22 protein-coding genes are annotated in these 23,325 nt (G+C 42.8%); 13 read left to right on the top strand and 9 right to left on the bottom strand.

Annotated elements, in window-relative coordinates; translation table 11 throughout:
* Positions 1-12: 12 nt before the first annotated feature.
* From rng to ABXS85_RS00820, 5 genes are all read right to left on the bottom strand, one after another.
* Positions 13-1,467: a ribonuclease G gene (gene rng, locus ABXS85_RS00840; RefSeq protein ID WP_353668155.1), complete on the bottom strand. Its 1,455-nt coding sequence runs from the start codon at positions 1,465-1,467 to the stop codon at positions 13-15.
* Complete coding sequence (locus tag ABXS85_RS00835) at positions 1,460-2,065, bottom strand: Maf family protein (RefSeq protein ID WP_353668154.1); 606 nt, start codon at positions 2,063-2,065, stop codon at positions 1,460-1,462. Before ABXS85_RS00835 ends, rng begins: the two co-directional genes overlap by 8 nt.
* Positions 2,066-2,084: 19 nt before the next feature.
* The gene (gene mreD / locus ABXS85_RS00830) at positions 2,085-2,558 is read right to left on the bottom strand and encodes a rod shape-determining protein MreD (RefSeq protein ID WP_353668153.1); all 474 of its coding nucleotides are present in this window, start codon (positions 2,556-2,558) and stop codon (positions 2,085-2,087) included.
* Positions 2,555-3,316 (bottom strand): rod shape-determining protein MreC, encoded by a 762-nt coding sequence (gene mreC / locus ABXS85_RS00825; protein ID WP_353669794.1) that lies wholly within the window; start codon positions 3,314-3,316, stop codon positions 2,555-2,557. The genes mreD and mreC overlap by 4 nt, the downstream gene beginning before the upstream one ends.
* Positions 3,317-3,407: 91 nt before the next feature.
* Positions 3,408-4,451 carry a rod shape-determining protein gene (locus ABXS85_RS00820; protein WP_353668152.1) on the bottom strand — a complete coding sequence of 348 codons (1,044 nt, stop codon included), beginning with the start codon at positions 4,449-4,451 and terminating at the stop codon, positions 3,408-3,410.
* 238 nt (positions 4,452-4,689) lie between these two features.
* Between ABXS85_RS00820 and gatC the strand changes: the two genes are divergently transcribed.
* The 3 genes from gatC to gatB are packed head-to-tail and all read left to right on the top strand — an operon-like array spanning position 4,690 to position 7,897.
* Entirely contained in the window at positions 4,690-4,977 is a 288-nt protein-coding gene (gene gatC, locus ABXS85_RS00815; RefSeq protein ID WP_353668151.1) for an Asp-tRNA(Asn)/Glu-tRNA(Gln) amidotransferase subunit GatC, read from the top strand.
* An 11-nt stretch (positions 4,978-4,988) separates the two neighbouring features.
* Positions 4,989-6,449, top strand: coding sequence for an Asp-tRNA(Asn)/Glu-tRNA(Gln) amidotransferase subunit GatA (gatA, locus tag ABXS85_RS00810; protein ID WP_353668150.1), 1,461 nt, complete (start codon positions 4,989-4,991; stop codon positions 6,447-6,449).
* A 2-nt stretch (positions 6,450-6,451) separates the two neighbouring features.
* Positions 6,452-7,897 (top strand): Asp-tRNA(Asn)/Glu-tRNA(Gln) amidotransferase subunit GatB, encoded by a 1,446-nt coding sequence (gene gatB / locus ABXS85_RS00805; RefSeq protein ID WP_353668149.1) that lies wholly within the window; start codon positions 6,452-6,454, stop codon positions 7,895-7,897.
* 108 nt (positions 7,898-8,005) lie between these two features.
* On the opposite strand, the gene ABXS85_RS00800 is transcribed toward gatB, so the two are convergent.
* The gene (locus ABXS85_RS00800) at positions 8,006-9,244 is read right to left on the bottom strand and encodes a response regulator (protein ID WP_353668148.1); all 1,239 of its coding nucleotides are present in this window, start codon (positions 9,242-9,244) and stop codon (positions 8,006-8,008) included.
* Between the two features lie 157 nt (positions 9,245-9,401).
* Here ABXS85_RS00800 and ABXS85_RS00795 point away from each other — a divergent pair, with 157 nt between their 5' ends.
* Both ABXS85_RS00795 and ABXS85_RS00790 read left to right on the top strand, forming a co-directional pair.
* A complete protein-coding gene (locus ABXS85_RS00795; RefSeq protein ID WP_353668147.1) occupies positions 9,402-9,686 on the top strand; it encodes a YkgJ family cysteine cluster protein in 285 nt (94 codons plus the stop codon).
* Positions 9,683-11,353: a L,D-transpeptidase family protein gene (locus tag ABXS85_RS00790; RefSeq protein WP_353668146.1), complete on the top strand. Its 1,671-nt coding sequence runs from the start codon at positions 9,683-9,685 to the stop codon at positions 11,351-11,353. Before ABXS85_RS00795 ends, ABXS85_RS00790 begins: the two co-directional genes overlap by 4 nt.
* Before the next feature lie 66 nt (positions 11,354-11,419).
* Here ABXS85_RS00790 and rlmM read toward each other — a convergent pair whose 3' ends face one another.
* The 3 genes from rlmM to ABXS85_RS00775 all read right to left on the bottom strand — a co-directional run bounded on the left by rlmM (position 11,420) and on the right by ABXS85_RS00775 (position 14,396).
* Positions 11,420-12,472, bottom strand: coding sequence for a 23S rRNA (cytidine(2498)-2'-O)-methyltransferase RlmM (gene rlmM, locus ABXS85_RS00785; RefSeq protein ID WP_353668145.1), 1,053 nt, complete (start codon positions 12,470-12,472; stop codon positions 11,420-11,422).
* Positions 12,469-13,152 (bottom strand): pseudouridine synthase, encoded by a 684-nt coding sequence (locus ABXS85_RS00780; protein WP_353668144.1) that lies wholly within the window; start codon positions 13,150-13,152, stop codon positions 12,469-12,471. The genes rlmM and ABXS85_RS00780 overlap by 4 nt, the downstream gene beginning before the upstream one ends.
* 140 nt (positions 13,153-13,292) lie before the next feature.
* Positions 13,293-14,396 (bottom strand): GGDEF domain-containing protein, encoded by a 1,104-nt coding sequence (locus ABXS85_RS00775; RefSeq protein WP_353668143.1) that lies wholly within the window; start codon positions 14,394-14,396, stop codon positions 13,293-13,295.
* A gap of 390 nt (positions 14,397-14,786) precedes the next feature.
* Between ABXS85_RS00775 and ABXS85_RS00770 the strand changes: the two genes are divergently transcribed.
* From ABXS85_RS00770 to ABXS85_RS00735, 8 genes are all read left to right on the top strand, one after another.
* A complete protein-coding gene (locus ABXS85_RS00770) occupies positions 14,787-16,340 on the top strand; it encodes an ABC transporter ATP-binding protein (protein WP_353668142.1) in 1,554 nt (517 codons plus the stop codon).
* Complete coding sequence (locus tag ABXS85_RS00765; RefSeq protein WP_353668141.1) at positions 16,337-17,404, top strand: ABC transporter permease; 1,068 nt, start codon at positions 16,337-16,339, stop codon at positions 17,402-17,404. The genes ABXS85_RS00770 and ABXS85_RS00765 overlap by 4 nt, the downstream gene beginning before the upstream one ends.
* Before the next feature lie 9 nt (positions 17,405-17,413).
* Positions 17,414-18,346 carry an ABC transporter permease gene (locus tag ABXS85_RS00760; protein WP_353668140.1) on the top strand — a complete coding sequence of 311 codons (933 nt, stop codon included), beginning with the start codon at positions 17,414-17,416 and terminating at the stop codon, positions 18,344-18,346.
* Positions 18,347-18,468: 122 nt separating this feature from the next.
* Positions 18,469-19,536, top strand: coding sequence for a BMP family ABC transporter substrate-binding protein (locus ABXS85_RS00755; RefSeq protein ID WP_353668139.1), 1,068 nt, complete (start codon positions 18,469-18,471; stop codon positions 19,534-19,536).
* A gap of 136 nt (positions 19,537-19,672) precedes the next feature.
* Positions 19,673-20,692, top strand: coding sequence for an adenosine deaminase (locus ABXS85_RS00750; protein ID WP_353668138.1), 1,020 nt, complete (start codon positions 19,673-19,675; stop codon positions 20,690-20,692).
* Positions 20,693-20,779: 87 nt separating this feature from the next.
* Positions 20,780-21,148, top strand: a complete 369-nt coding sequence (locus ABXS85_RS00745; protein ID WP_353668137.1) for a DUF2750 domain-containing protein — start codon at positions 20,780-20,782, stop codon at positions 21,146-21,148.
* Between the two features lie 38 nt (positions 21,149-21,186).
* A complete protein-coding gene (locus tag ABXS85_RS00740; RefSeq protein ID WP_353668136.1) occupies positions 21,187-21,753 on the top strand; it encodes a DUF2946 domain-containing protein in 567 nt (188 codons plus the stop codon).
* A gap of 139 nt (positions 21,754-21,892) precedes the next feature.
* Entirely contained in the window at positions 21,893-23,275 is a 1,383-nt protein-coding gene (locus tag ABXS85_RS00735; RefSeq protein WP_353668135.1) for a PepSY-associated TM helix domain-containing protein, read from the top strand.
* The last annotated feature ends 50 nt before the right edge of the window (positions 23,276-23,325 follow it).

Raw genomic sequence — 23,325 nt, 5'->3', positions numbered from 1 at the left:
ACAACCATTCGATTAACGAAGCACAACGTCATATTGATCTTGCGTATAAACTGAGTCAACCTGAAAGCGAATGGTTTTACCAATAAAAGCCTCTAATTCCGCCACTGCTGCACTTTCTTCATCTAAAAAGCGCTCAACAACGGGCGTCGAAGCCAATACAGTATAGGTCTGTGAATTGTAGGCACGATCCGCCCTAAGAATTTCGCGAAATACCTCATAACATACTGTCTCAGGAGTTTTCACTAAGCCACTCCCTCGACAAGCACGACATGGCTCGCACAAGGTTTGCCCCAAACTCTCGCGGGTTCGTTTACGAGTCATTTCGACCAATCCTAGCTCAGAGACACCAGTTATCTTAGTTTTAGCATGATCACCATCCAAAACTTTTTCTAACATACGCAATACTTGGCGCTTGTGCTCTTCATCTTCCATGTCGATAAAGTCAATAATAATGATGCCACCTAAATTTCGTAACCTTAGCTGACGGCCTATTGCCGTAGCGGCTTCCAAGTTAGTTTTATAGATGGTTTCTTCCAGATTACGACTGCCAACAAACGCCCCAGTATTCACGTCAATGGTGGTCATTGATTCCGTCTGCTCAACCAAAAGATAACCGCCAGACTTTAACTGCACTTTGCGATCCAGCGCTTTATGAATCTCATCTTCAACACTATACAAGTCAAAGATGGGTCTTTCCCCTGGATAATATTCAATCCGCCCAGTCAGCTCGGGAATAAAGTCTTCGGCAAATGAACGCAACTTGGCGTAGTTTTCTTTTGAGTCGATACGAATCTTCTCTGTCGTCAAACTCACCAAGTCACGCATGGTTCTTAAATGCAAAGGCAAATCTTCGTATATGACGGATGGGGCTTTGGCATTTTGCATGCGACGTTTAACAGATTGCCATAAACGGGTTAAAAATTTGATATCAGCAAGAATCTCTTCTTCACCTGCACGTTCTGCAGCAGTACGCAAGATATAACCACTGTTTTCATCGGCATCGGTCAAAGCCTCAGAAACCAGCTGTTTTAAACGGTCACGTTCTTCTTCGTCCTCAATTCGTTGACTCACCCCAACATGAGACTGATCCGGCATATAAACCAGATAACGAGAAGGAATGGACAAATGTGTGGTAAGTCTCGCGCCCTTACTGCTAATAGGGTCTTTCGTCACTTGAACCACTAATGATTGGCCTTCCCGTAAATAATCACCAATTTGATCACTGGGATTTACCACATCGCGATCCGCTACTTCAGACACATGAATGAAAGCGGCTCGTTCTAGTCCAATATCAACAAAGGCGGCTTGCATACCAGGTAAAACTCGCACAACCTTACCCTGATAAATATTGCCAACTATGCCTTTACGACTGGAGCGTTCAATATAAACTTCCTGTAATACCCCATTTTCAACTAAGGCAACGCGGATTTCCATCGGAGTGACATTAATGAGTACGTCTTCACTCATGAGACATCTCCTCTAATGAATGAATACCAAATTGTGACAGTATTTGCGCACATTCGTATAATGGCAACCCCACTACCGCAGAATAAGATCCCTGTATGGACTCAACAAATACAGCTCCGTGTCCTTGAATGGCATAGGCACCGGCTTTATCTTGTGGCTCACCAGTTCGCCAATAATACTCCATTTCCAAATCAGAAATACTACGAAAGGTTACCTGTGTATTAACCGAAGATAATACTTGATGCTGATTTTTAGGATTGAAGACACACAAGGATGTTACGACTTGATGAACACGACCAGACAACAAACGCAACATACGTTTAGCATCATTTAAAGAGTCCGGTTTACCAAGAATTTGATCGTCTACGACCACACTGGTGTCTGATGCAATAATGACATTGGCAATATTACTAGACTTGCTGGCCAGCATATCAGCACAAGCCACAGCCTTTTGCTGAGCCATACGGATAACATAATCTTGTGGATTTTCTTGTAGCAATGGTGTTTCATCAATGTCCGCTGGCAGCACCTCAAACTCTTTAACTAAGAGACTTAACAGCTCTTTTCTTCTCGGCGAGGCTGAGGCCAGTACAAGCATAGAGATTACCTTAAATGAATTATCTAATTGCGTAAATTCGCCGTACACTGCGTAAAATAATAAAAGACCAAGGCCATAGTAGACCCGTTACAACAGCAGGCATAAATATTAATAATGTTGGTTCGGCGTAGCCTAGATAGTGATCAATCCAAAAATCTACCAATTGATTCACACTAACCAAAACAGCAACAAACACACCTTGTTGCCAACGATGATACATTCTTAAACGCTGATAAAACAAAGCGCACGTAAAAGAAATGATGACATAAGTTAATGAATGCTGACCTATGATGCCACCTTGCAATAGGTCCACCATTAAACCTAAAAACCACGCTAAGCCAACTCCCACACGAAATGGCAAGGCAATAACCCAATATAAAATTACCAACAAAGCCCATTCAGGCCGAAACCAAATAAACTCTCCAGGAAAAGGAATTGCCTCGAGCATCAAGGCCGTCAATAAGGTGATACAAAATACGACAAACGGCTTCATTGACGACTAACCCCAGACTTCTCAATCAACATAACATGGCGACTTCGACCCAATTGCGCTAGAGGCACCACATCCACATCAGCATAAGACTGTCCCGCAGGTAAACGCACACTCTTGACAACACCAACAGGATAACCTCGAGGAAAGCGCTTATCTAAACCCGATGTGGTCAAAACGTCGCCTTTTTTGATGTCAATGGATCTAGGCACACTTAAAAGCTCCATACGTTTTAAGTCGCCAGTTCCTTTTAGAATGCCGCGAAATCCCGTTCTAGCCAATTGCACAGGAACAAAATGACTGGCATCCGCTATCAATAACACTCTGCTACTGTAAGCTGCAGTTTCAATGACCTGTCCAAGCACGCCAGTCGCATCTAATACTGGCTGACCTACATAGGCACCTGAAGAAAAGCCTTTATCAATCATGATCCTATGGCTGTAAGCGTTCTGATCAAAACCAATTACTTCTGCCATGACAATTTTTTCGTCTACCCGCTGTGAGGCATCCAGGAGTTCACGCAAGCGAACATTTTCGGCTTGCAAAGACTCTAGTCTTTGCTGCTTACTCCGCAACACAAGAATTTCAGCTAATAGTTCCTGATTTTCTTTTACTAAGCCTTCGCGACTCTCTAAGTGCTCACCTGCCCAGTAAAAGATTTTTTTAGGCATGTTCACAACTTCTTGAATCGGCGTCACAATCAGACTCAAGTATGGCCTAACCTGTGAAAACAAAGCATATCGAACATCCGCTATGATCATAGCAAGCGATAAAATCACAAGCACCACAAATTTTGCACTTGAAATTTTACCGCCAAAGAGAAGCGAGTTATTAATGTGAAGCTCCTAGCTTTTACTCGTTATCAGCAGTAAAAAGTTCAGAAGCATGCTTGTCCATCAATTCCATTGCCATGCCGCCTCCGCGAGCAACGCAAGTTAATGGATCGTCAGCGATGATCACAGGCAAACCAGTTTCTTCACTGATGAGTCGATCCAATTCGCGTAACAAAGCACCACCACCTGTTAACACCAAACCCGTTTCGCCAATATCGGCTGCTAATTCTGGCGGAGATTGCTCAAGAACCCCTTTAACCGCTTGTACAATTTGCGCCAATGGCTCTTGAAGCGCTTCTAAAACTTCTTTGCTACTTAATACGAAAGAACGAGGAATACCTTCCGCCAAATTACGGCCACGGACATCTATGGTCAATTCTTCGCCTGAAGGGAATGCCATTCCGACTTCTTTCTTAATGCGCTCAGCCGTGGCATCACCGATTAAGCTACCATATTGACGACGTACATAAGTTGTAATCGCCTCATCAAAACGGTCGCCACCAACACGGATAGACTCTGACGTAACAATACCGTTTAGGGAGATAATGGCGATTTCTGTTGTACCACCACCAATATCAATTACCATAGAACCAGACGCTTCCGCGACCGGTAGGCCAGCCCCTATGGCTGCCGCCATAGGCTCTTCGATAATATAAACCTCGCGAGCCCCTGCACCTAAGGCAGATTCTTTAATAGCACGACGCTCAACTTGTGTCGATTTACATGGCACACAGACAAGAACACGAGGACTTGGCTTTAACAAGCTGTTCTCATGAACTTTGGAAATAAAATGCTGAAGCATTTTTTCAGTAACATGAAAATCAGCAATAACACCATCTTTCATTGGTCGAATAGCGGTAATATTACCTGGAGTTCGACCAAGCATACGTTTCGCATCAACACCTACCGATGCAACTGTTTTCTGATTTCCATTATGACGAATAGCAACCACAGAAGGCTCATCCAGCACAATTCCGCGGTCACGGACGTAAATAAGGGTATTTGCCGTTCCTAGGTCAATCGACAAATCGCTTGAAAACATTCCCCTGATTTTCTTAAACATGAATTATTACACCCTGATAAATACGATACGAACAGCAACAAAATGTAACAATCGCTCGCCCATTGGGCAAGCAATTCCAAATAAATATTCAAAAACTTCTGACGAAACAATAAAAAACGCCCCTTTATCATAAGATTTTAAAATATTACCCGGTTTTTCACTGAGTTAGCTTTATAGACCCTTTACGACAGGATACAATCCCGTCTATTTTATGACAATCGACAGAATCAGGTGGAACATGTCCATAGACAAACAAGACGTGCAAAAAATTGCACACTTGGCTCGCCTTGCCTTAACTGAGGCAGATGCCGAACAATATCAACACTCGCTTTCCAGTGTCCTTTCTTTAGTTGAACAAATGCAATCCGTCGACACGGATGGCATCGAACCCTTGTCTAATCCTCTTGAAATGACACAACGTCTACGTGAAGACCTAGTAACAGAAGACAATCGCCGTGATGACTTCTTAGCCAATGCGCCACAAACAGAAGCTGGCCTTTTCCTTGTTCCAAAAGTAATCGATTAAGAGAGACAAGTATGTTAGATCAAAGCATTACGGCCTTAGCTGCTCAACTGCGCAACAAAGACATCTCCAGTATCGAGTTGACTCGTTACTTTTTGGAACGAATTGCTAAGCTTGACCCACAATTAAACAGTTACATCACAGTGAGTGAAGAGCTGGCTCTCAAACAAGCAGCAAAGGCAGACCAATTAATCCAACAAGGTAATACCAATGCGCTTACGGGTATTCCGATTGCTCACAAGGACTTATTTTGCACACAAGGCACCTTGACCACTTGTGGATCGAAAATGCTGCACAATTTTGTGCCGCCTTACGAATCTACGGTTACTAGCCGTTTACAACAAGCAGGCAGCGTCATGTTAGGAAAAACCAACATGGACGAGTTTGCCATGGGATCTTCCAACGAGAACAGCCATTATGGTCCAGTGAAAAACCCTTGGAACCTAGATAAAGTACCTGGTGGTTCTTCTGGCGGTTCCGCTGCAGCCGTAGCCGCAGGCCTTGCCGTAGCCGCCACTGGTACAGATACTGGAGGCTCTATTCGTCAACCCGCTTCTTTCTGTGGCATTACAGGTTTGAAACCAACCTATGGGCGTGTATCTCGTTTTGGCATGATAGCTTATGCATCCAGCTTGGATCAAGGTGGTCCTATGGCCAAAAGTGCCGAAGATTGTGCCCAACTAATGCAAGCCATGGCCGGATTTGATGATAAAGATTCCACTTCTTCTGAAACAGCAAATGACAACTACCTAAGCAATCTCAATACTCCTTTGACAGGCTTAAAAATCGGTCTTCCAAAAGAATATTTTGGTGATGGCCTGGATTCAGACGTTGCTAATGTCATCATGAATGCGGTGAAAGAATTCGAAGCTCTTGGTGCTGAAGTCAAAGACATTTCTTTACCAAACTTAAACCTTAGCATTCCATCGTATTATGTCATCGCCCCATCTGAGGCATCTTCTAATCTATCTCGTTACGATGGCGTACGTTTTGGCCACCGCTGCGAGGAGCCAAAAGACTTGCTTGATATGTACATGCGCTCTCGTGCAGAAGGCTTTGGTCAGGAAGTTCAAAAACGTATTATGGTTGGTACTTACGCCCTATCGGAAGGCTATTACGATGCTTACTATCTGAAAGCCCAAAAGATTCGCCGTCTGATCAAACAAGACTTCACTAATGCCCTTCAAGAAGTAGATGTGATCATGGGACCAGTTGCACCAACTACGGCATTTGACCTTGGCAGTAAAACCAACGACCCTGTGGCTATGTACCTAGAAGATATCTATACCTTGTCAGTGAATCTTGCTGGTATTCCTGCTATGTCTGTTCCTGCTGGTTTTGTGCAAAATATGCCCGTGGGCTTACAAATCATGGGAGACTACTTTGCGGAAGCCAAACTACTCAATGTCGCTCATCAGTTCCAACAAAACACAGATTGGCACCTTCAAACACCAACTATGGCCAAAGGAGCATAAGTATGAATTGGGAAGTCGTTATTGGTCTTGAGATTCACACCCAACTGTCGACCAACTCAAAACTTTTCTCTGGTGCCGCTGTTGGTTTTGGTGCAGAACCAAACACACAAACCACCCTAGTCGACCTTGGTATGCCTGGTGCCCTGCCAGTGTTTAACAAAGAAGCCTTACGTATGGCGGTCATGTTTGGTCATGCCATTAATGCTGAAATTGGCATGACATCGGTTTTTGCGCGTAAAAATTATTTCTATCCTGACCTGCCTAAAGGCTACCAAACTAGCCAAATGGATCACCCTATCGTCGGTAAAGGCTACCTTGATGTAACCCTTGATGACGGCACCACATCACGTATTGGCATTACCCGCGCCCACTTAGAAGAAGACGCAGGTAAATCCCTACATGAAGACTTCCACGGCATGTCTGGCATCGATTTAAACCGCTCCAGTACACCTTTATTAGAAATTGTGTCTGAACCCGACATTCGTTCTGCTAAAGAAGCGGTTGCTTACGTCAAGATGATCCACTCTATTGTGACATATTTAGGCATTTGTGATGGCAACATGGCCGAAGGTTCAATGCGTTGTGATATCAACCTTTCACTGCGACCAAAGGGCCAGCAAGAGTTCGGTACACGCACTGAAATCAAGAATGTAAACTCATTCCGTTTCATCGAAAAAGCCATTTATACCGAGATTGAACGTCAGGCTGATATTCTTGAAGACGGCGGCAAAATCGTTCAGGAAACACGCTTATACGACCCTGAGAAAAACGAAACACGCAGTATGCGCTCTAAAGAAGACGCTAACGACTACCGCTACTTTCCTTGCCCAGACCTTCTACCTGTCGTGCTGACGCAAGAATATGTAGAGGATATAAAACAAAATCTGCCCGAGCTTCCAAGCCAAAAAGCAGAACGTTTTCAGTCTGAATATAAGTTAAGCGAGTATGACGCTAACGTTTTATCTTCATCTCGCCCCATGGCCGATTTCTTTGAACAAGCCAATACTCAGGTGAAAGATGCCAAGTTAGCTGCAAACTGGGTAATGGGTGAACTTAGCAAGATGCTCAACCAAGAACAGTTGGAAATTAGTCAGTCGCCAGTTTCTGCACAAGCATTCGGTGAGCTTTTAGTTCGCATCAAAGACAACACCATCAATGGCAAAACAGCAAAAGACGTTTTCCAAGCCATGTGGCAAGGAGAAGGCTCAGCAGACGACATCATTGAAGCAAAAGGGCTAAAACAGGTTACTGATACTGGCGCTATCGAAAGCATGATCCAAACAATTTTGGATGCTAATCCTGCTCAGGTAGAACAATACCGTGCTGCGGACAGTGACAAACAAAAGAAAATGATCGGTTTCTTTGTTGGTCAGGTCATGAAAGCATCACAAGGTAAAGCGAACCCAGGCATTGTTAACCCAATTTTAGCAAGAATGCTGAAAGGATAACGTATCACCTTAAGCATAAAAAATGCCGCTCTATTTTTTTAGAGCGGCATTTTATTGTTTGGAGCGGCATTTTAGTAGCTTCAAGGCGATTATAGAAATGGTGACCATTCAATCCGTGACAATTCGGTCTCGACCTAGTCGCTTCGCACGGTATAAATTGTCATCCGCTATTCGTATCGCATCATCTAAAGAACTAAATTCTCCGCCACACACACCAATGCTAAAAGTCACGTGGATTTTTGCTTCGGTGAACTCCTTAACACGAATGCTATCCATAAAAGCTTCTAACTTAGGCATCAAACTTTCAACAGACTCATCTGCCGCAACGCAAAACTCTTCACCACCAAAACGACATGCCAATAAATTTGGAAAATGCGCAAGCACTTCTTGACCGATCGCCTGCAATAAAGCATCACCAACAACATGACCATAAGTATCATTAACTTTCTTAAAATGATCTAAATCCAACATGGCAAAAGAAGCATTCGGCATAGCTTTACGAAACATTTTCTCACCATCATCAAATAAATAGCGACGATTTTTAAGCCTGGTCAAAGAATCAATATTCGCCAACTCACGAATGGTTTCCAACATCTCTTGAGATTCTAGGTTGTGTACCACTCGACAGTTAAACTCTTCATGATAGAAAGGTTTTTTCAAGAAATCATTGGCGCCCGCTTTAATGAATTTAGCGGATAATGAGGAATCTCCTTCTGACGATAGACCTATAATTACCAAATCCTGAAAACGCGTATTATGGCGCAACATACGCACGAGATCATAACCATTTATATGCGGCATATTGTAATCCGTAATCAACATACGAATACTGTGATCTTCTTCTAATTTGGCCAAAGCTTCCCGTCCATCTTCTGCCTCAACCACCTTAAAACGATATTGCTCAAGTAAAATTTTAATAAATAAACGGCTAGTTGAAGAATCTTCAGCAACCAGCACTTTAACATCCTGGTTTTTACGCAGTCGATCAATCACCTTAATAACGTGATTAAAAGAATAACGACTGTCTTTAGTGATATAGTCCAGAACACCTTTATTTAATAAATTCAGACGTTGATAATCATCGAAGTTACCTGTCAGAACCACACAAGGAATTTGATGAGACAATACCAAGTCTACAATTTCACCATTTTCTGCATCGGGTAAGTGGAGATCCACTATTGCCGCAAAAAAGGTCATACTGGCGTTTTCTATTTTGGCTTTTGCTTCTTCATAACAAGCACATAAAACGGGTACGAATTTCGGGTTCTGTGACAACAAATGATTCAGTACTTTGAGCACAACTGGACTGTCCTCAACTACCAAAACCTTTAATTCGTCGTTTATCATTTATTTCTCATCTCCAGTGAGGATCAAAATTCACCTTATTTTTTTGATTATCCACTATGACCCAACAATACGATACTCTAAAATATTAATACAGAGTGATATTTTGTAAATACGTCACTTTTATTTACATATCCAGTTACAATACAAGGTGTTAAACATGCAATGTAGGTCTGGCTGTGGCGCTTGCTGCACCGCCCCTTCTATCAGTTCAGCCATTCCAGGTATGCCCAATGGCAAAGCCGCCGGAGAGCCATGTATCCAATTGATGGAGGATTATCGCTGCGCCATTTTTAATGATCCAGCCAGACCGAAAGTTTGCGCAGAATTTATGCCAGATAAAGACATTTGCGGCGCTTCAAGAGATGAAGCACTGGAAATTATTTCGATTATTGAAAATGAAACTACATTTTCTCAGAGTTCACCGTCAAGGAAATCCATATGAAACCCCTTAAGCAGTTTATTGCTGTTTTCTGCCTAGGTTTATTACTGACCGCTTGTTCGTTACCCAATAATAAAAATCAGTTCGTCGTAGAGCCGCCAAGTGAGGCACAAATCGCAAGCAGTGTAAAAGAACAAGTCTCTCTTACACTGAATGCATTCACTCCAGTAGCTGGCCAAGCCCTCCCTAATAACACAGTGCTTGCTGCCTATAAAGCGCGAGGCTACGAGCCCATCTGGATTAAGAACAAAACGATAGACATGTCCATCTATAAGTTAGTAGACATTTTGCAAGAATCATACACCCACGGTTTAAATCCGATTCACTATCATACCGACATCATTAAAAGCTATCTTGCCTTGAAAAAACCAGACTCTCAGCAACTGGCTGAAATGGATGTCATCGCAACCATCGCTCTTACCAGTTATGCTCATGACCTAAGTAATGGTCGCTATGAACCACAATTAATTGATCCCAATTGGCAGCTAGACGCTCCCAATAACAACTGGAAAGACCTTTTGTACCTAGACTCAGCGTCTAACATGGTCAATTCTTTACCCCTTATGGCACCACGTAACCCTCAATACCAAATACTGCAGAAATGGCTTGTGTATTACCAAGATTTAGCCGCCAAAGAAAAAGACATTTTTGTCGATTCTGGCGATCCGCTTTCACTGGGAGACGAAGGCCCGCGTGTTGCCCAACTCAGAGCGAGATTAGTACAACTTGGTGACATACGCTTTTCAACACGCAAAGTTCAAGAAGACAGATTTGATTCACGTCTGCGAAAAGCACTACGAAATTTTCAGCGACGCCATCACCTAGTTGCTGACGGCTCAGCCGGTTCAAAAACAATTGAAATGCTTAATGTTCCTCTAGCAACCCGCGCCAAGCAATTGGCCTATAATTTAGAACGATGGCGTTGGCTACCAAGTGAACTGGAGGCAAATCGCATTTGGGTGGATCTCACAAACTATACCGTGGACATGCACCTAAACGGCGAATTAACTTCCATGAAAATAGTAATAGGGAAAGCTGAACGAAAAACCCCTGTATTCAAGGGCTTGATGACCTATATGGTAACGAACCCAACTTGGCGTGTACCGCATCGCATTGCCCGTGAGAATTTACTGCCTAAATTACAGGCCGATCCAAATTATTTGGTTAAACATGGTTACAAGCTTTTTTCTAATTGGGGCATTGGCGCGGAAGAACTGGATTCGACCAGTATTGATTGGGACAAAATCACCCCAGACAAACTGGCTTATCGTTTTGAACAAGAACCAGACGAAGGCAACGCGTTGGGCCAGTTTAAATTTATGTTTCCTAACAAAAACGAAATTTATCTACATGACACCCCCGCCAAACAATTGTTTCGTGAACCTGATAGAGCCTTTAGTTCAGGTTGCGTGAGATTGGAAAAGCCATACGAATTTGCTGAACAAATTACCAAAGGCTCTAAGGCCTTCAGCGACATGCAAAACACACTTAAAAATGCTTCTAACAGTGTCATTTCACTACCCAACTACATTCCCGTGTATTTGGTGTACTTTACCGTTGTCCCTAACGCCAATGGCATGCCTGAATTCCGTAACGATGTTTATTCACGGGATCCACTAATGGAACAGGCAATGGGCTATATCGCCTTCAAACCAAACGAATCCATTTAGTAAAAACCTAAACAACAAAAAAGCGAACGCCACTTGGCGCTCGCTTTATTAAATTATATAAAACAGCTATTTCACCATGATACAGACAGTTACCTCTTCCCTGTCATGGTAAAGGTGCTTAACTTGCAGCTCAAAAGGCAGGCGCGCTTTTTTCATCAACTGCTGAATATTATCCAAACACAAAGTCACTTCTTGATAGCGTTTTTTCATCGGTAGCTTCAGATTAAAGATAGCACGACGAGTAAAACCTTTAACCAACCAGTTTGCCATTAGCTCAGCTACTTTTACCGGTCTCTCAACCATATCACAAACCAACCAATCTACTGTTTGTGGCGGCTCGAATTTAAAGCCATCAGCTTTTTCATGTTGCACCAACCCTGTCGCCATTAACTCTTTTTGCATAGGACCATTGTCTACCGAAATCACATGGATACCACGCTTTACAAATTGATATGTCCAACCGCCGGGGGCGGCCCCCAAATCAACGGCTGTCATACCTTCAGTCAAGTCTTGCTCTAGACGCTGAGGCGGTACAAATTGCAAAAATGCCTCTTCTAACTTTAATGTCGAACGACTTGGCCCAGCAGCAGGAAAACGCAAACGGCGAATGCCCATAGCAAACTCACTACGACAAGCTTGATAAGACACACCTAAATAAGCCGTTTGGCCATCTAGCATGAAAACATGATGACGCACACCAACGGCTTTTTTTCGCAATACTCCAGATTTTTTCCAACCTTCACGTAAAGGCTTATCTAACTTTTTAATTAAACCTGATAATGACTTTGCTTCATTCGTATCCGCTGTTTCCAGACAAATATCTTCTGCCAACGGCAATTCTCTCGCTGCCTCTAATAAAGACTCAACGCGTCCACCTTGCTCAAGGCTCACTACTTGATTACAAGCAATTAATTGGCGAGCAAAAATAACCTGATTAAAAGACAATTGCTGAATCACTTTTTCCGCCGCATCTGCTGCTTCAAAACACACCAACACGTAACCTGAATTTGGTTCCAACTTAGTGTAACCATAGAAACCTTTGCTGGCGGCAAGATCGGTCAATTCAGCAGCACAATCTTTTTCAAAGCCCGCACGACAATAGGCAATTATATTTTTCATTCACTTTCCCTCTCGGTAAAAGACAATTCACCGAGTTTTAATTGAAATTTAGATTTAGGCCAATACAGACCCACTTCGTCAAAACATTGATCAACTTGCGCCAATAGAGAGGCGCTAAAATGTTCGCCTTGATTTGGCCAAGACCGATAACACACCAGCTCACCTTGCCACTCGAATGCCAGCACAGTGGCATGCAAATAACCTCGATCTGATGATTCACCAGCGTACCTTTTATCACCTAAAATGGGGGACCCTAAGCTTTTCAGCGCCACACGAATTTGGTGTGTCTTGCCTGTCAAAGGGCGTAACCAAAAAACTCTGTGCGATTCTATGTAGCTGGAAAAAAACTGCGTCTGGGCAAAATTGTCTGTCGACTGAGTCAGCTTCCACTGCCCTCGTCGACTGACCTGCATTCCACCGCTTATCGTGCCCTGTTTCTTATTAGGTTTACGATTGGATAATGCTAAATAACGCTTCTCTATTTGATGCTGTTCGAAAAGTTCGCCAAATAATTTTGCTGCGGCTTTATGGCAAGCCACCAAAAGCAAGCCAGAGGTCATTTTATCCAATCGATGAACCGGGTAAAAAGTATACTCTGGATAGGCATTCTGCAAGTAAGCCATCACCCCTATGTCATCGGACTCAGAATGGAAGCTCATACCGGCCGGTTTCTCGAGCACCCAATAGTCTTTGCAGCGATATAATATTGTGACCAAGAAAGACCTCGTTCAGTCTACAGGGGTAATTTGGTATTTAGCCAACAAGCTTATCCACAGAGAAAGTGGACAACTTATATGTCAATAGAAAATTCTTATGAATTTTAATTTCCATCTTGGAAATCAGGAGAAACAGCCACACGATTCCGTCCATTACGTTTGGCGGCATACAAACCTTTATCAGCGGCAGCCAAAATTTCTTCATAACGAGTCACCTCAGGTGAAATAGGTGCCAAGCCAATACTGATCGTTACGGGAATAATGATACCTTTATCCGTTTCTATTACTAAACTGGCAATAGTCTGACGCAAATGCTCCATTACCAATTCTGCCTGAGGCAGTCTTGTTTTTGGCATAAGGATGATAAATTCTTCGCCGCCGTAACGTCCCACTTTATCAATTGGACGAATGACAGATTGCATTTTTCCAGCCACTTTAGTCAGCACAAAATCCCCTGCTTCATGGCCATAGGTATCGTTGATCTTTTTAAAGTGATCCAAATCTACAATAGCGAACACACAAGATTCTCGATTGATCACAGAGTCTGCAAAAATATTCACAGCATCTGCTAACACCTTGCGACGATTGGATAATCCTGTTAGCTCATCTTTTTCCGCCAAAACGCGTAAATACTGATTGGCAGATTTAAGACGGCTCATAACCAAATTAATAACCACTGAAAAATAGATGGCAATAAAGAAAAAAACCGACACCAATAATAAGTTCTGTTTAGACTCAGTTAAGTACACGCCTTTCAAGCTTAAAAATGCACACATCAAGAAAAGCAAGCTACTGACACCAACAATGATCCCCTTAGTGAATCCTTGGTCTGCTCTAAACACGATAAAAGAATACGCAATGACATGAAGGAGTAAAAAATGAAAACCGCTTTCAGAGCCAAAATAGAAGAGTGTGAGAAGCGTAACCTGAGCCATTTTCAGTATTGGCATCAGTAATTGAGCACGGGCATAGTGCCCTAAATAATTACATCTAAGACCAATAAAAGCCAAACAAATACAAATAAAAGAAACAAAAAACACAATAGGGATAAAGGGGATCAGTGACATTGCCATCAGCAAAAAACAGCCAAAGCAAAACACCAAGTATGAAAAATTAACCACATGCTTTTGGTTAACATCATTAGCATGATCGTCTTGAAAGCCGAGGTTTATTAGCTTTTGTGTGGTTTTTTTAATCGAAGAAAACACGAGATTCCCAATCTAAAACAAACATAAATCATGATATTCACAAAGCTGACGGCTTTAACAAACAATCAATTAAGTGCATTCTACCGAATGCTAATAGGATTTCCTACTGCTCACATTTAACGCGTTTTTTCCTCTCTGGCAACTTTTCCATTCTAATATTGACACTTTTTGCACTCGTATCATTTGGCATGAATATTGATATACATACGCCTACAAAGCAACAAAAACTAACTAATCGGTCAAAAAACTAAGATATAAACGCATTTAACGCACACTTTAAGCACACCTTCATTCCCATTTTGGTGCAATTATTATTTATGGCATCATTAGTGCGCAATTGAAGGCAATTCGCTTAACCGATTAATAACGCTCAAAAACGGTGCCTATACATTGAACACTCAACATTCTGTTTCGCGCTTAGAACTACTCGACATTACTAAGCAATACCCCGGCTGCTTAGCAAATGACAGTATCACAATGAACTTGATGCCCGGTGAAATTCACGCCTTGTTAGGTGAAAACGGTGCAGGTAAAAGTACACTAGTAAAAACCATTTATGGCGTCGTCGCACCTGATAAGGGCAGTATCCTTTGGGATGGTAAAGAAGTCAGTATTAAATCCCCATCTGTTGCCAGAGATCTTGGCATAGGCATGGTATTTCAACATTTTTCGCTGTTTGAAACTCTTACTGTTAGCCAAAATATCGAGCTTTGCTTGAGCAAAAAACAATTAGAAAGCATTGATAACTTACCGGCTAAGATACAGCAACTGTCCATCGAATACGGCCTTAATGTCGACCCAAACAAATACGTCCACGCCCTTTCCATTGGCGAGCGACAACGTGTTGAAATTATGCGCTGCCTTGTTCAGTCGGTAAAATTATTGATTCTTGATGAACCTACATCCGTTTTGACGCCACAGGAGGTATCTGGCTTATTCGAAGTGCTCAGAACCCTATCCAAAGAAGGTTGTAGTATTTTATTTATTAGTCATAAATTGCATGAAGTCACTGAAATTTGCCACCAAGCAACCATCTTACGTGGTGGTAAAGTAGTGGACACCTGTGTACCAAGTGATGAGACACCAGCATCTATTGCCAAGATGATGGTTGGCGATTTAGCTGAGCAAGACACTCAATACACCAAGCGCGAAGGCCAACAGACCATTTTTAGTGCTCAGGATCTAAACTTAACAGCCAAGCACCCATTTGGCACCAGCTTAAAAAATATTTCATTTGAGTTAAAGGCGGGTGAAATTCTTGGTATTGCAGGAGTTGCAGGCAATGGCCAAGATGAATTAATGGCAATTATCAGTGGCGAGGACAATCGTTCCGTTGAAAACCAATTGATTCTAAACAATTCCACTATTGGCAATTTGCATGCTGGCGAGCGTCGCAAGCTTGGTATGGCTTATGTGCCTGAAGAACGTTTGGGGCGCGGAGCTGTTCCTGACATGAGTTTAGCTGAAAATACACTGCTAACGCACAGTTCAGGCTTTATAAAAAAAGGTCTAGTACAATGGCCAGAGATAAAACGCTATGCCAGTGAGTTGATCAATAAGTTTAACGTCAAATGTCATGGTGAATTTTCAGAAGCAAAAAGCTTAAGCGGTGGTAACTTACAAAAATTTATTATGGGTCGAGAAATAGGCCAGAACCCTAAAGTACTCATCTGTGCCCATCCAACTTGGGGGGTGGATGTAGGAGCGGCATTAGCCATTCACCAAGCCTTGTTAGACTTACGTGATCAAGGTGCTGCGATTCTTTTGATTTCTGAAGACATTGATGAACTCTTCTTGCTTGCTGATCGTATGGCCGCCATTTGTGATGGTCACTTGTCCCCTCAGATCAAAACACAAGACACCAACATTGATCAGATCGGACAATGGATGGCCGGTACTTTTATTGATTCGCAATACTCAGCACAACAAGAGGCGTCATTATGATACGTATCCAAGCTCGTACTGAGCCCAGCTCGGTTATGAAGTTCGCTTCACCTTTAATCGCTATCTTGTTAACCCTCATTTTTGGCAGCGTGCTGTTCTCTGCAATTGGAAAAGATCCTTTACAAGCATTGCATGTTTTATTGATAGCACCACTTTCTGACAGTTATAACATTGGCGAAATGTTTGTCAAAATGGGCCCTTTATTACTCTGCGCTGTTGGCTTGGCAATCTGTTATCGCGCTAACATGTGGAATATTGGTGCTGAAGGACAATTACTTGCAGGTGCCTTAGGTGGCTCTGCCATGGCCCTCTATTTGATCGACTCTGACTCCATTTTCGCTCTGCCTTTAACCTTAATTGCAGGCATAGTGTCTGGCATGTTGTGGTCTGCAATTCCAACCTTTTTAAAGCTACGTTTTAACTCTAACCTAATTCTTACCACCATAATGTTTAACTACATTGCCCTGTATTTGTTAATTTGGGCGGTACATGGTCCATTGCGTGATCCGCAAGGTTTTGGCTTTCCTGAATCCGCTATGTTTGCTGATGCCACCTTGCTACCCACGTTATTTGAATTCAGCCGTATTCATTTAGGTATAGTGTTTGCGGTTATTGCAGGAATCATTGGTTGGTTTATTTTGAGCAAAACTCACCTTGGTTTTCAAATCCGTGTATTAGGAGCAGACGAACCTGCCGCCAGATATGCAGGGTTTAACAGTAAGAAGCTTAGTTGGTTTGTTATGCTATTTGCTGGTGCACTGGCAGGACTCGCGGGTGTAGGAGAAACCACTGGGCCAATTGGTCAGCTGGTACCAAATGTTTCTCCAGGATACGGCTATTCCGCCATCATTGTCGCCTACTTAGGTCGCCTACATCCGATTGGTGCCATCTTGGCTGCTATTTTCATGGCAATTTTGTATATGGGCGGCGATTTGGCTCAAATAGAACTGGGCATTCCTGTCGCCGTTGTCAGCATGTTTCAAGGGGTCTTACTTTTCTTCTTGTTAGCCTGTGATTTTTTCATCAACAATCGTTTAATTTTCAGTCAACAAGCGACGAACTAGGAGCACACTGTGGACGCAGATTTATTAACACAAATTTTGTTCGCCGCCATCAAAACGGGCACCCCTTTACTCTTCATTGCATTAGGGGAAGTCATTTGTGAAAAATCCGGCATTTTAAATTTAGGACAAGAAGGCATGATGCTAATGGGGGCCGTGGTCGGTTTCATAGCCGCGTACTCAACTGGCAGTATGGGACTGGGTGTATTAGGCGCCGTTATCATGGGCGCCTTTATGAGTCTTATCTTTGCCGTCTTAGTATTACAATTAGGAGCCAATCAAGTCGCAACAGGTTTAGCCTTAACCATCTTCGGTACTGGTCTGAGCGCTTTTATTGGCTCGAGTGTGGTCGGTCAAACCCTTCCTGGCTTCGCTCCAATTGCTTTGCCTGTATTGTCCAACATTCCATTCATCGGTGATATTTTCTTTAAGCACGACATTCTTGTTTATTTGTCTTTCGTAATGACTTTTGTACTCTACATAGTGGTCAATAAAACCCGCCTTGGTTTGACCTTAAAAGCCGTTGGCGAGAACCCTAATGCCGCCAATGCTATTGGCATCAAAGTACTGCAGGTACGTTATTTGGCCATCATGTTTGGTGGTGCCATGGCAGGTATTTCTGGTGCCTACATGTCATTGGTTTACACCCCTATGTGGGTAGAAAACATGACCGCAGGACGAGGTTGGATCGCATTAGCCTTAGTGGTGTTTGCATCATGGCGTATCGGTCGAATTATGCTAGGTGCATACCTGTTCGGTTTGGCCAGTATTATGCATCTAGTCTTACAAGGTTTTGGCTGGTCTATTTCTCCAAATTTACTGGCTATGCTGCCCTATGTGGCCACCGTCATAGTGATGGTCATCATCAGTGCAGATCAATTTAAGGAAAAATTACTAGCGCCAAGGTCATTAGGGAAACCTTTTGATCCAAGGAACATGGCCTAGGGAAAGTACCGCACAAACAGTCCATCAGCTTCAGCAAATGGATTGGTCGTAACTTTCCTAACTGACTCATATCAATATTTTAAAGTGCAATAAGCCCAATGGGCACACAATAGGAGCAAAAAATGAAAATGAAATCTTTACTACTATGCTTGGGACTTCTGGCAGGCGCCAGTGCAGTACAAGCTGATGATCCACTAAAAGTTGGTTTTGTTTATGTGGGTCCTGTCGGTGATTTGGGCTGGAGTTATGAGCACGATTTAGGTCGTATCGGCCTTGAAAAGCACTTTGGTGATAAAGTAGAAACCACTTATGTGGAAAACGTGCCAGAAGGTGCTGACGCTGAACGTGTTATTACACAATTGGCGAAAGCGGGTAATGATCTCATCTTTACCACTTCTTTTGGTTTTATGAACCCAACTGTCAAAGTTGCTAAGCGTTTCCCAAAAGTCACCTTTGAACATGCCACAGGCTACAAACGTTCACGCAATGTTGGTACCTATGTTTTACGTACTTATGAAGGTCGCTATGTCTCTGGTGTTGCTGCCGGTATGATGACCAAAACCAATACCATTGGTTACATTGCATCCTTCCCTATTCCTGAAGTAATCCGTGATATTAACACTGTTTACATGTCAGCAAAAAAAGTTAATCCAGACGTAAAAATCAAAATTGTATGGGTTAACTCTTGGTACGATCCAGGTAAAGAAACTGATGCAGCAAATGCTTTGATGGACCAAGGTGCTGACATTATTGTGCAACACACTGACAGCCCTGCGCCGCTTATCGCTGCAGAAAAACGTGGTATGAAAGCGATCGGTCAAGCATCTAACATGAGCAAGTTTGCTAAAGAAGCGCACATGTTCTCAGTACGAGATAACTGGACACCTTACTACGTGAGCGTGGCAGAAGCCGTGATGAACAATACTTGGGAACCAAAAGATTTTTGGGGTGGCTTCAAAGAAGACATGCTAACGATCGAATCCATTAACCCTAACTTACCTGCCGATGTACAAGCTAAGATCAAAGAGACTTACGCTGCAATCAAATCGGGTGAGCTAAAACCTTTCACAGGCCCTATCAAGGATAACAAAGGCAACATCGTTGTTCCTGCGGGTCACTCACTAACTGACGAAGAACTTGCTCAAGTTAATTGGTACGTTGAAGGTATTACGGACGAAATCCCTCGCTAAAACATATATACAGCCAGCTAAGCTGGCTGTATATTCCCCCTCTTTTTTTACTCTGTCGTTTTCAATGTATTTTCCCTATAGTGTCTAGATACATTTTTAAAATACATTTAAACCTATCTGCTTTAAAGGTAATCACATGACAAACACAGCTTCTTTAATAGCACTTTCGAAAGCCATGCCGAAAACCGAACTTCACTTACATATTGAAGGTACCTTTGAACCAGAGCAGATGTTTAGCATTGCCCAACGCAATCAAGTAACTCTCAAATACGCCACGGTTGAAGAACTAAAAGCCGCCTATCAATTCACCAATCTACAAGATTTCCTCGATCTTTATTATCAAGGCATGTCAGTACTTATTAAAGAAGCGGATTTTTACGATCTTACTATGGCCTATTTGCAAAAAGTACACAGTGAGAATGTGGTACACGTAGAAATCTTTTTTGATCCACAAGGCCATACTGAACGGGGCGTTCCCTTTGATGTTCAAATCAAAGGTATTCGCCAAGCATTGGAAGACGCAAAACAAAAATGGGGCATGACCTATCAGCTTATCATGTCTTTTCTACGTCACCTAAGCGAAGAAAGTGCATTTGAAACCTTAGAAGCAGCCAAACCTTTTCTCGACTGGATTGACGGAGTCGGTTTAGACAGCTCTGAAGTTGGGCACCCACCAGAAAAATTCGCTAAGGTTTTTTCTGTATGTCGTGATTTGGGGTTAAAAATTACCGCTCACGCTGGCGAAGAAGGACCTCCAGAATATGTCTGGCAAGCACTGGATTTGATTAAGGTTCAACGCATAGATCATGGCAATCGTGCTCTTGAGGACGATGATTTAGTAGCTGAAATCGCCAGACAGCAGCTTACTCTGACTGTTTGTCCCTTATCTAATCTCAAGCTTTGTGTGGTCAATGACATGGTCGATCACCCAATCCGTACCATGTTAAAATTAGGGCTTAAAGCCACCGTTAATTCAGACGATCCAGCTTATTTTGGTGGTTATATGAATGATAACTACCAAGCACTCATTGAGCGTACACAAATCAATAAACAAGAACTTTATCAGTTGGCCCGCAACGGTATTGAGGGCAGCTGGATGGAAACCGCCATCAAGAAACAACATCTACAGCAACTCGATATTCTGTTTGATAATTAAACTGACCGCCATGGAAGGCGAAAATTTTATGAACTCAAAAACTCTGTGATATGATCCCCTGAAAATTTCTATTTCAGGTTGTATTTCATGTCAGACACACCATTCGACGATGCTTTTTTCCGCTTAACCAGTAACGAGCGTTACAGCAAAATGGTTCAAAGAGTCCGGCAAGGACTTTCTATTTGGGCATTAGCGGACGAACAAGGCTGTTTAATCATTCCTCTTAATACCGAGCAAGTACTTCCTGTGTGGCCTAACCAAGCCATGGCCCTACATTGGGGTGAAAAAGACTATCCTGACTTTAAGGGAATAGAGATTACAGCAAAGGATTGGAAGGAAAAATGGCTGCCTGGCATGACTCAAGATAAGTATTCCATTGGTGCAGCGCCTAATATGGCTGGAGAATGTATTGTTTCTTCAGCAGAAGAACACGCTCGCGACATTCAAGCTGCTTAGCAGATCACCTTTGCAGTAATTAAAAAAACATGCGGACTGTGACCATTAAAGCCAGTTTTTCTATCAATAAAACCAACACGCTGTTAGGTGTGTTACTGGCTTTATTTTGCGTGTTTCTAATCTATTTCGGCCCTTTGTATTCCCAACTGATTGAGCTTATTCAGAACAAGCATGTCAATATTGTGATGGTAGAGCAAAGGGAAACCAAACCAAGCTCTGCGCACCACCAGCACCACCAGCACCACATTGCATTTACTTCCGACTTAGCAGATACAGCAAAGACAACTAAGTTTTCAGATCATCACAATCATGTCAGTCATTCCAAGTCGAACATGATGAAAACGCCATCTTCAACTCAGTCTACTCATCACAATCACTTAGGTCACCATCATCATGGACATAACAATGGCAGCATCAATGTGCTTGAGGCTTGTGGCTATTGTTCCTTGTTGTTTCATCTTAGCTGGTTGGATGTCAAAACCTTCGACATTATTCCTTTGGATTTTGAACCTTATCCGAGCGTCTTCTACGCAGTTTTAGTGCGTAAATACCTCGCCATTTTCACTCCACTGAAACCCAGAGCTCCTCCAGTAGTCTCTCACTGATCCCATACATTACCTAAATACACGTTAGGGAAAGTGTGAAAATTTATGCCCCCCCTTCTCTGTGTATTTCAACTTAATGAATATGAATTCAGAGGTACGCTTTTGCCTAAATAAAGTGTGCCCAAGCAAGAGAGATTTTATGTCCAGTCAATCGAATACTAACAAGGCCTCTAGCAACAATAATGCTTTGTTACAACTGATAACACGTCTGCATTTTTATATTGGCGTCTTTGTCGGCCCTTTTATCTTCATCGCGGCATTCACCGGTACCCTTTACATTTTGACGCCACAAATTGAACAAGCGGTATACAAAGAAATTTTAACCACTGACAGTCGAGGAGATTATCAACCACTCAGTCGACAAATTGCCGCTGCACGCTCTTCTTTATCAGAAGATCTCACCCTATTTGCCGTGCGCCCAGCGCCGGAAGTGGGAGACACCACTCGAGTTATGTTTTTAGATTCAACCGCTAATTTAACAGGCGCTAGAGCCCTCTTTGTGGATCCCGTCACCCTGAACATTACTGGTAATTTACCGGTTTATGGTACCAGTGGTGTTTTACCAATCCGCACTACCATCGACTTTTTCCATCGTCAGTTACTGCTTGGTGAGATTGGTCGCTATTACAGTGAACTGGCAGCCTCTTGGCTATGGATTGCGGCCCTTGGTGGCTTATTTTTATGGTACAAAGGTGGCAAAAAAAATAACGTCGAAGTCGCTAGTAAAACAGAGCATTTGCGTAAGCGTCGTCGTCATTACCAACTGGGATTATGGATTTTTGTCGGACTGATTTTCGTTTCCATTACCGGGCTTACTTGGTCTAAATGGGCGGGAAGTAATATAGGTACATTAAGAGCAAACCTTGGCTGGGTCACGCCTTCTGTCGACCTGAGTTTGGCGAATCAAGCAGTGGCATCACAAGACGAGCACACTAATCATGCTCATCATGGTACGCAGACAAATGAATCAACCAAGATAGCAAAGCAAACAGTTAACACGGATACCTTGTTTGATGGCGTATTACAGGCCGCTCGTGATGCGGGACTTGACGCCAATAAAATTGAAATAAAGCCCGATCGCACTGGCAATAAAGCTTGGTTTGTTCGTGAAATTGATCGTTCTTGGCCAACGCAAGTCGACAGTGTCGCAGTGGATCCAAACAGTCTAGAAGTTACCAGCAAAGCAGAATTCGATAACTTCCCTTTAGTAGCCAAATTAATTCGCTGGGGCATTGATGGACACATGGGGGTTTTGTTTGGGCTTACAAACCAAATCCTACTCACCCTATTTGGTGCATCTCTTTGTATAATGATTATTTGGGGATACAAAATGTGGTGGTTGCGTCGCCCAAACCCTGGTTCAACCTCCAAACCACTTTTGGAAGCCTGGGCTAAACTCAACGGTCTGCAAAAAATTGTTACTTTGCTGATTGCCATTGCACTTGGCTTGAGTATGCCTGTAATGGGTGTCAGCTTACTCTTCTTTCTGTTAATCGATGCATGGCGTTGGCACAGAAGTTAATATATTAGTGCAAACCGAGATATGCTCTCGGTTTGCGCCTTTCAGTTTTG

It is taken from the genome of Marinomonas sp. THO17 (assembly GCF_040436405.1).
Taxonomy (GTDB): domain Bacteria; phylum Pseudomonadota; class Gammaproteobacteria; order Pseudomonadales; family Marinomonadaceae; genus Marinomonas.
The sequence above is the reverse complement of the archived record's forward strand: the minus strand, read 5'-3'. Positions and strand labels throughout refer to the sequence as shown.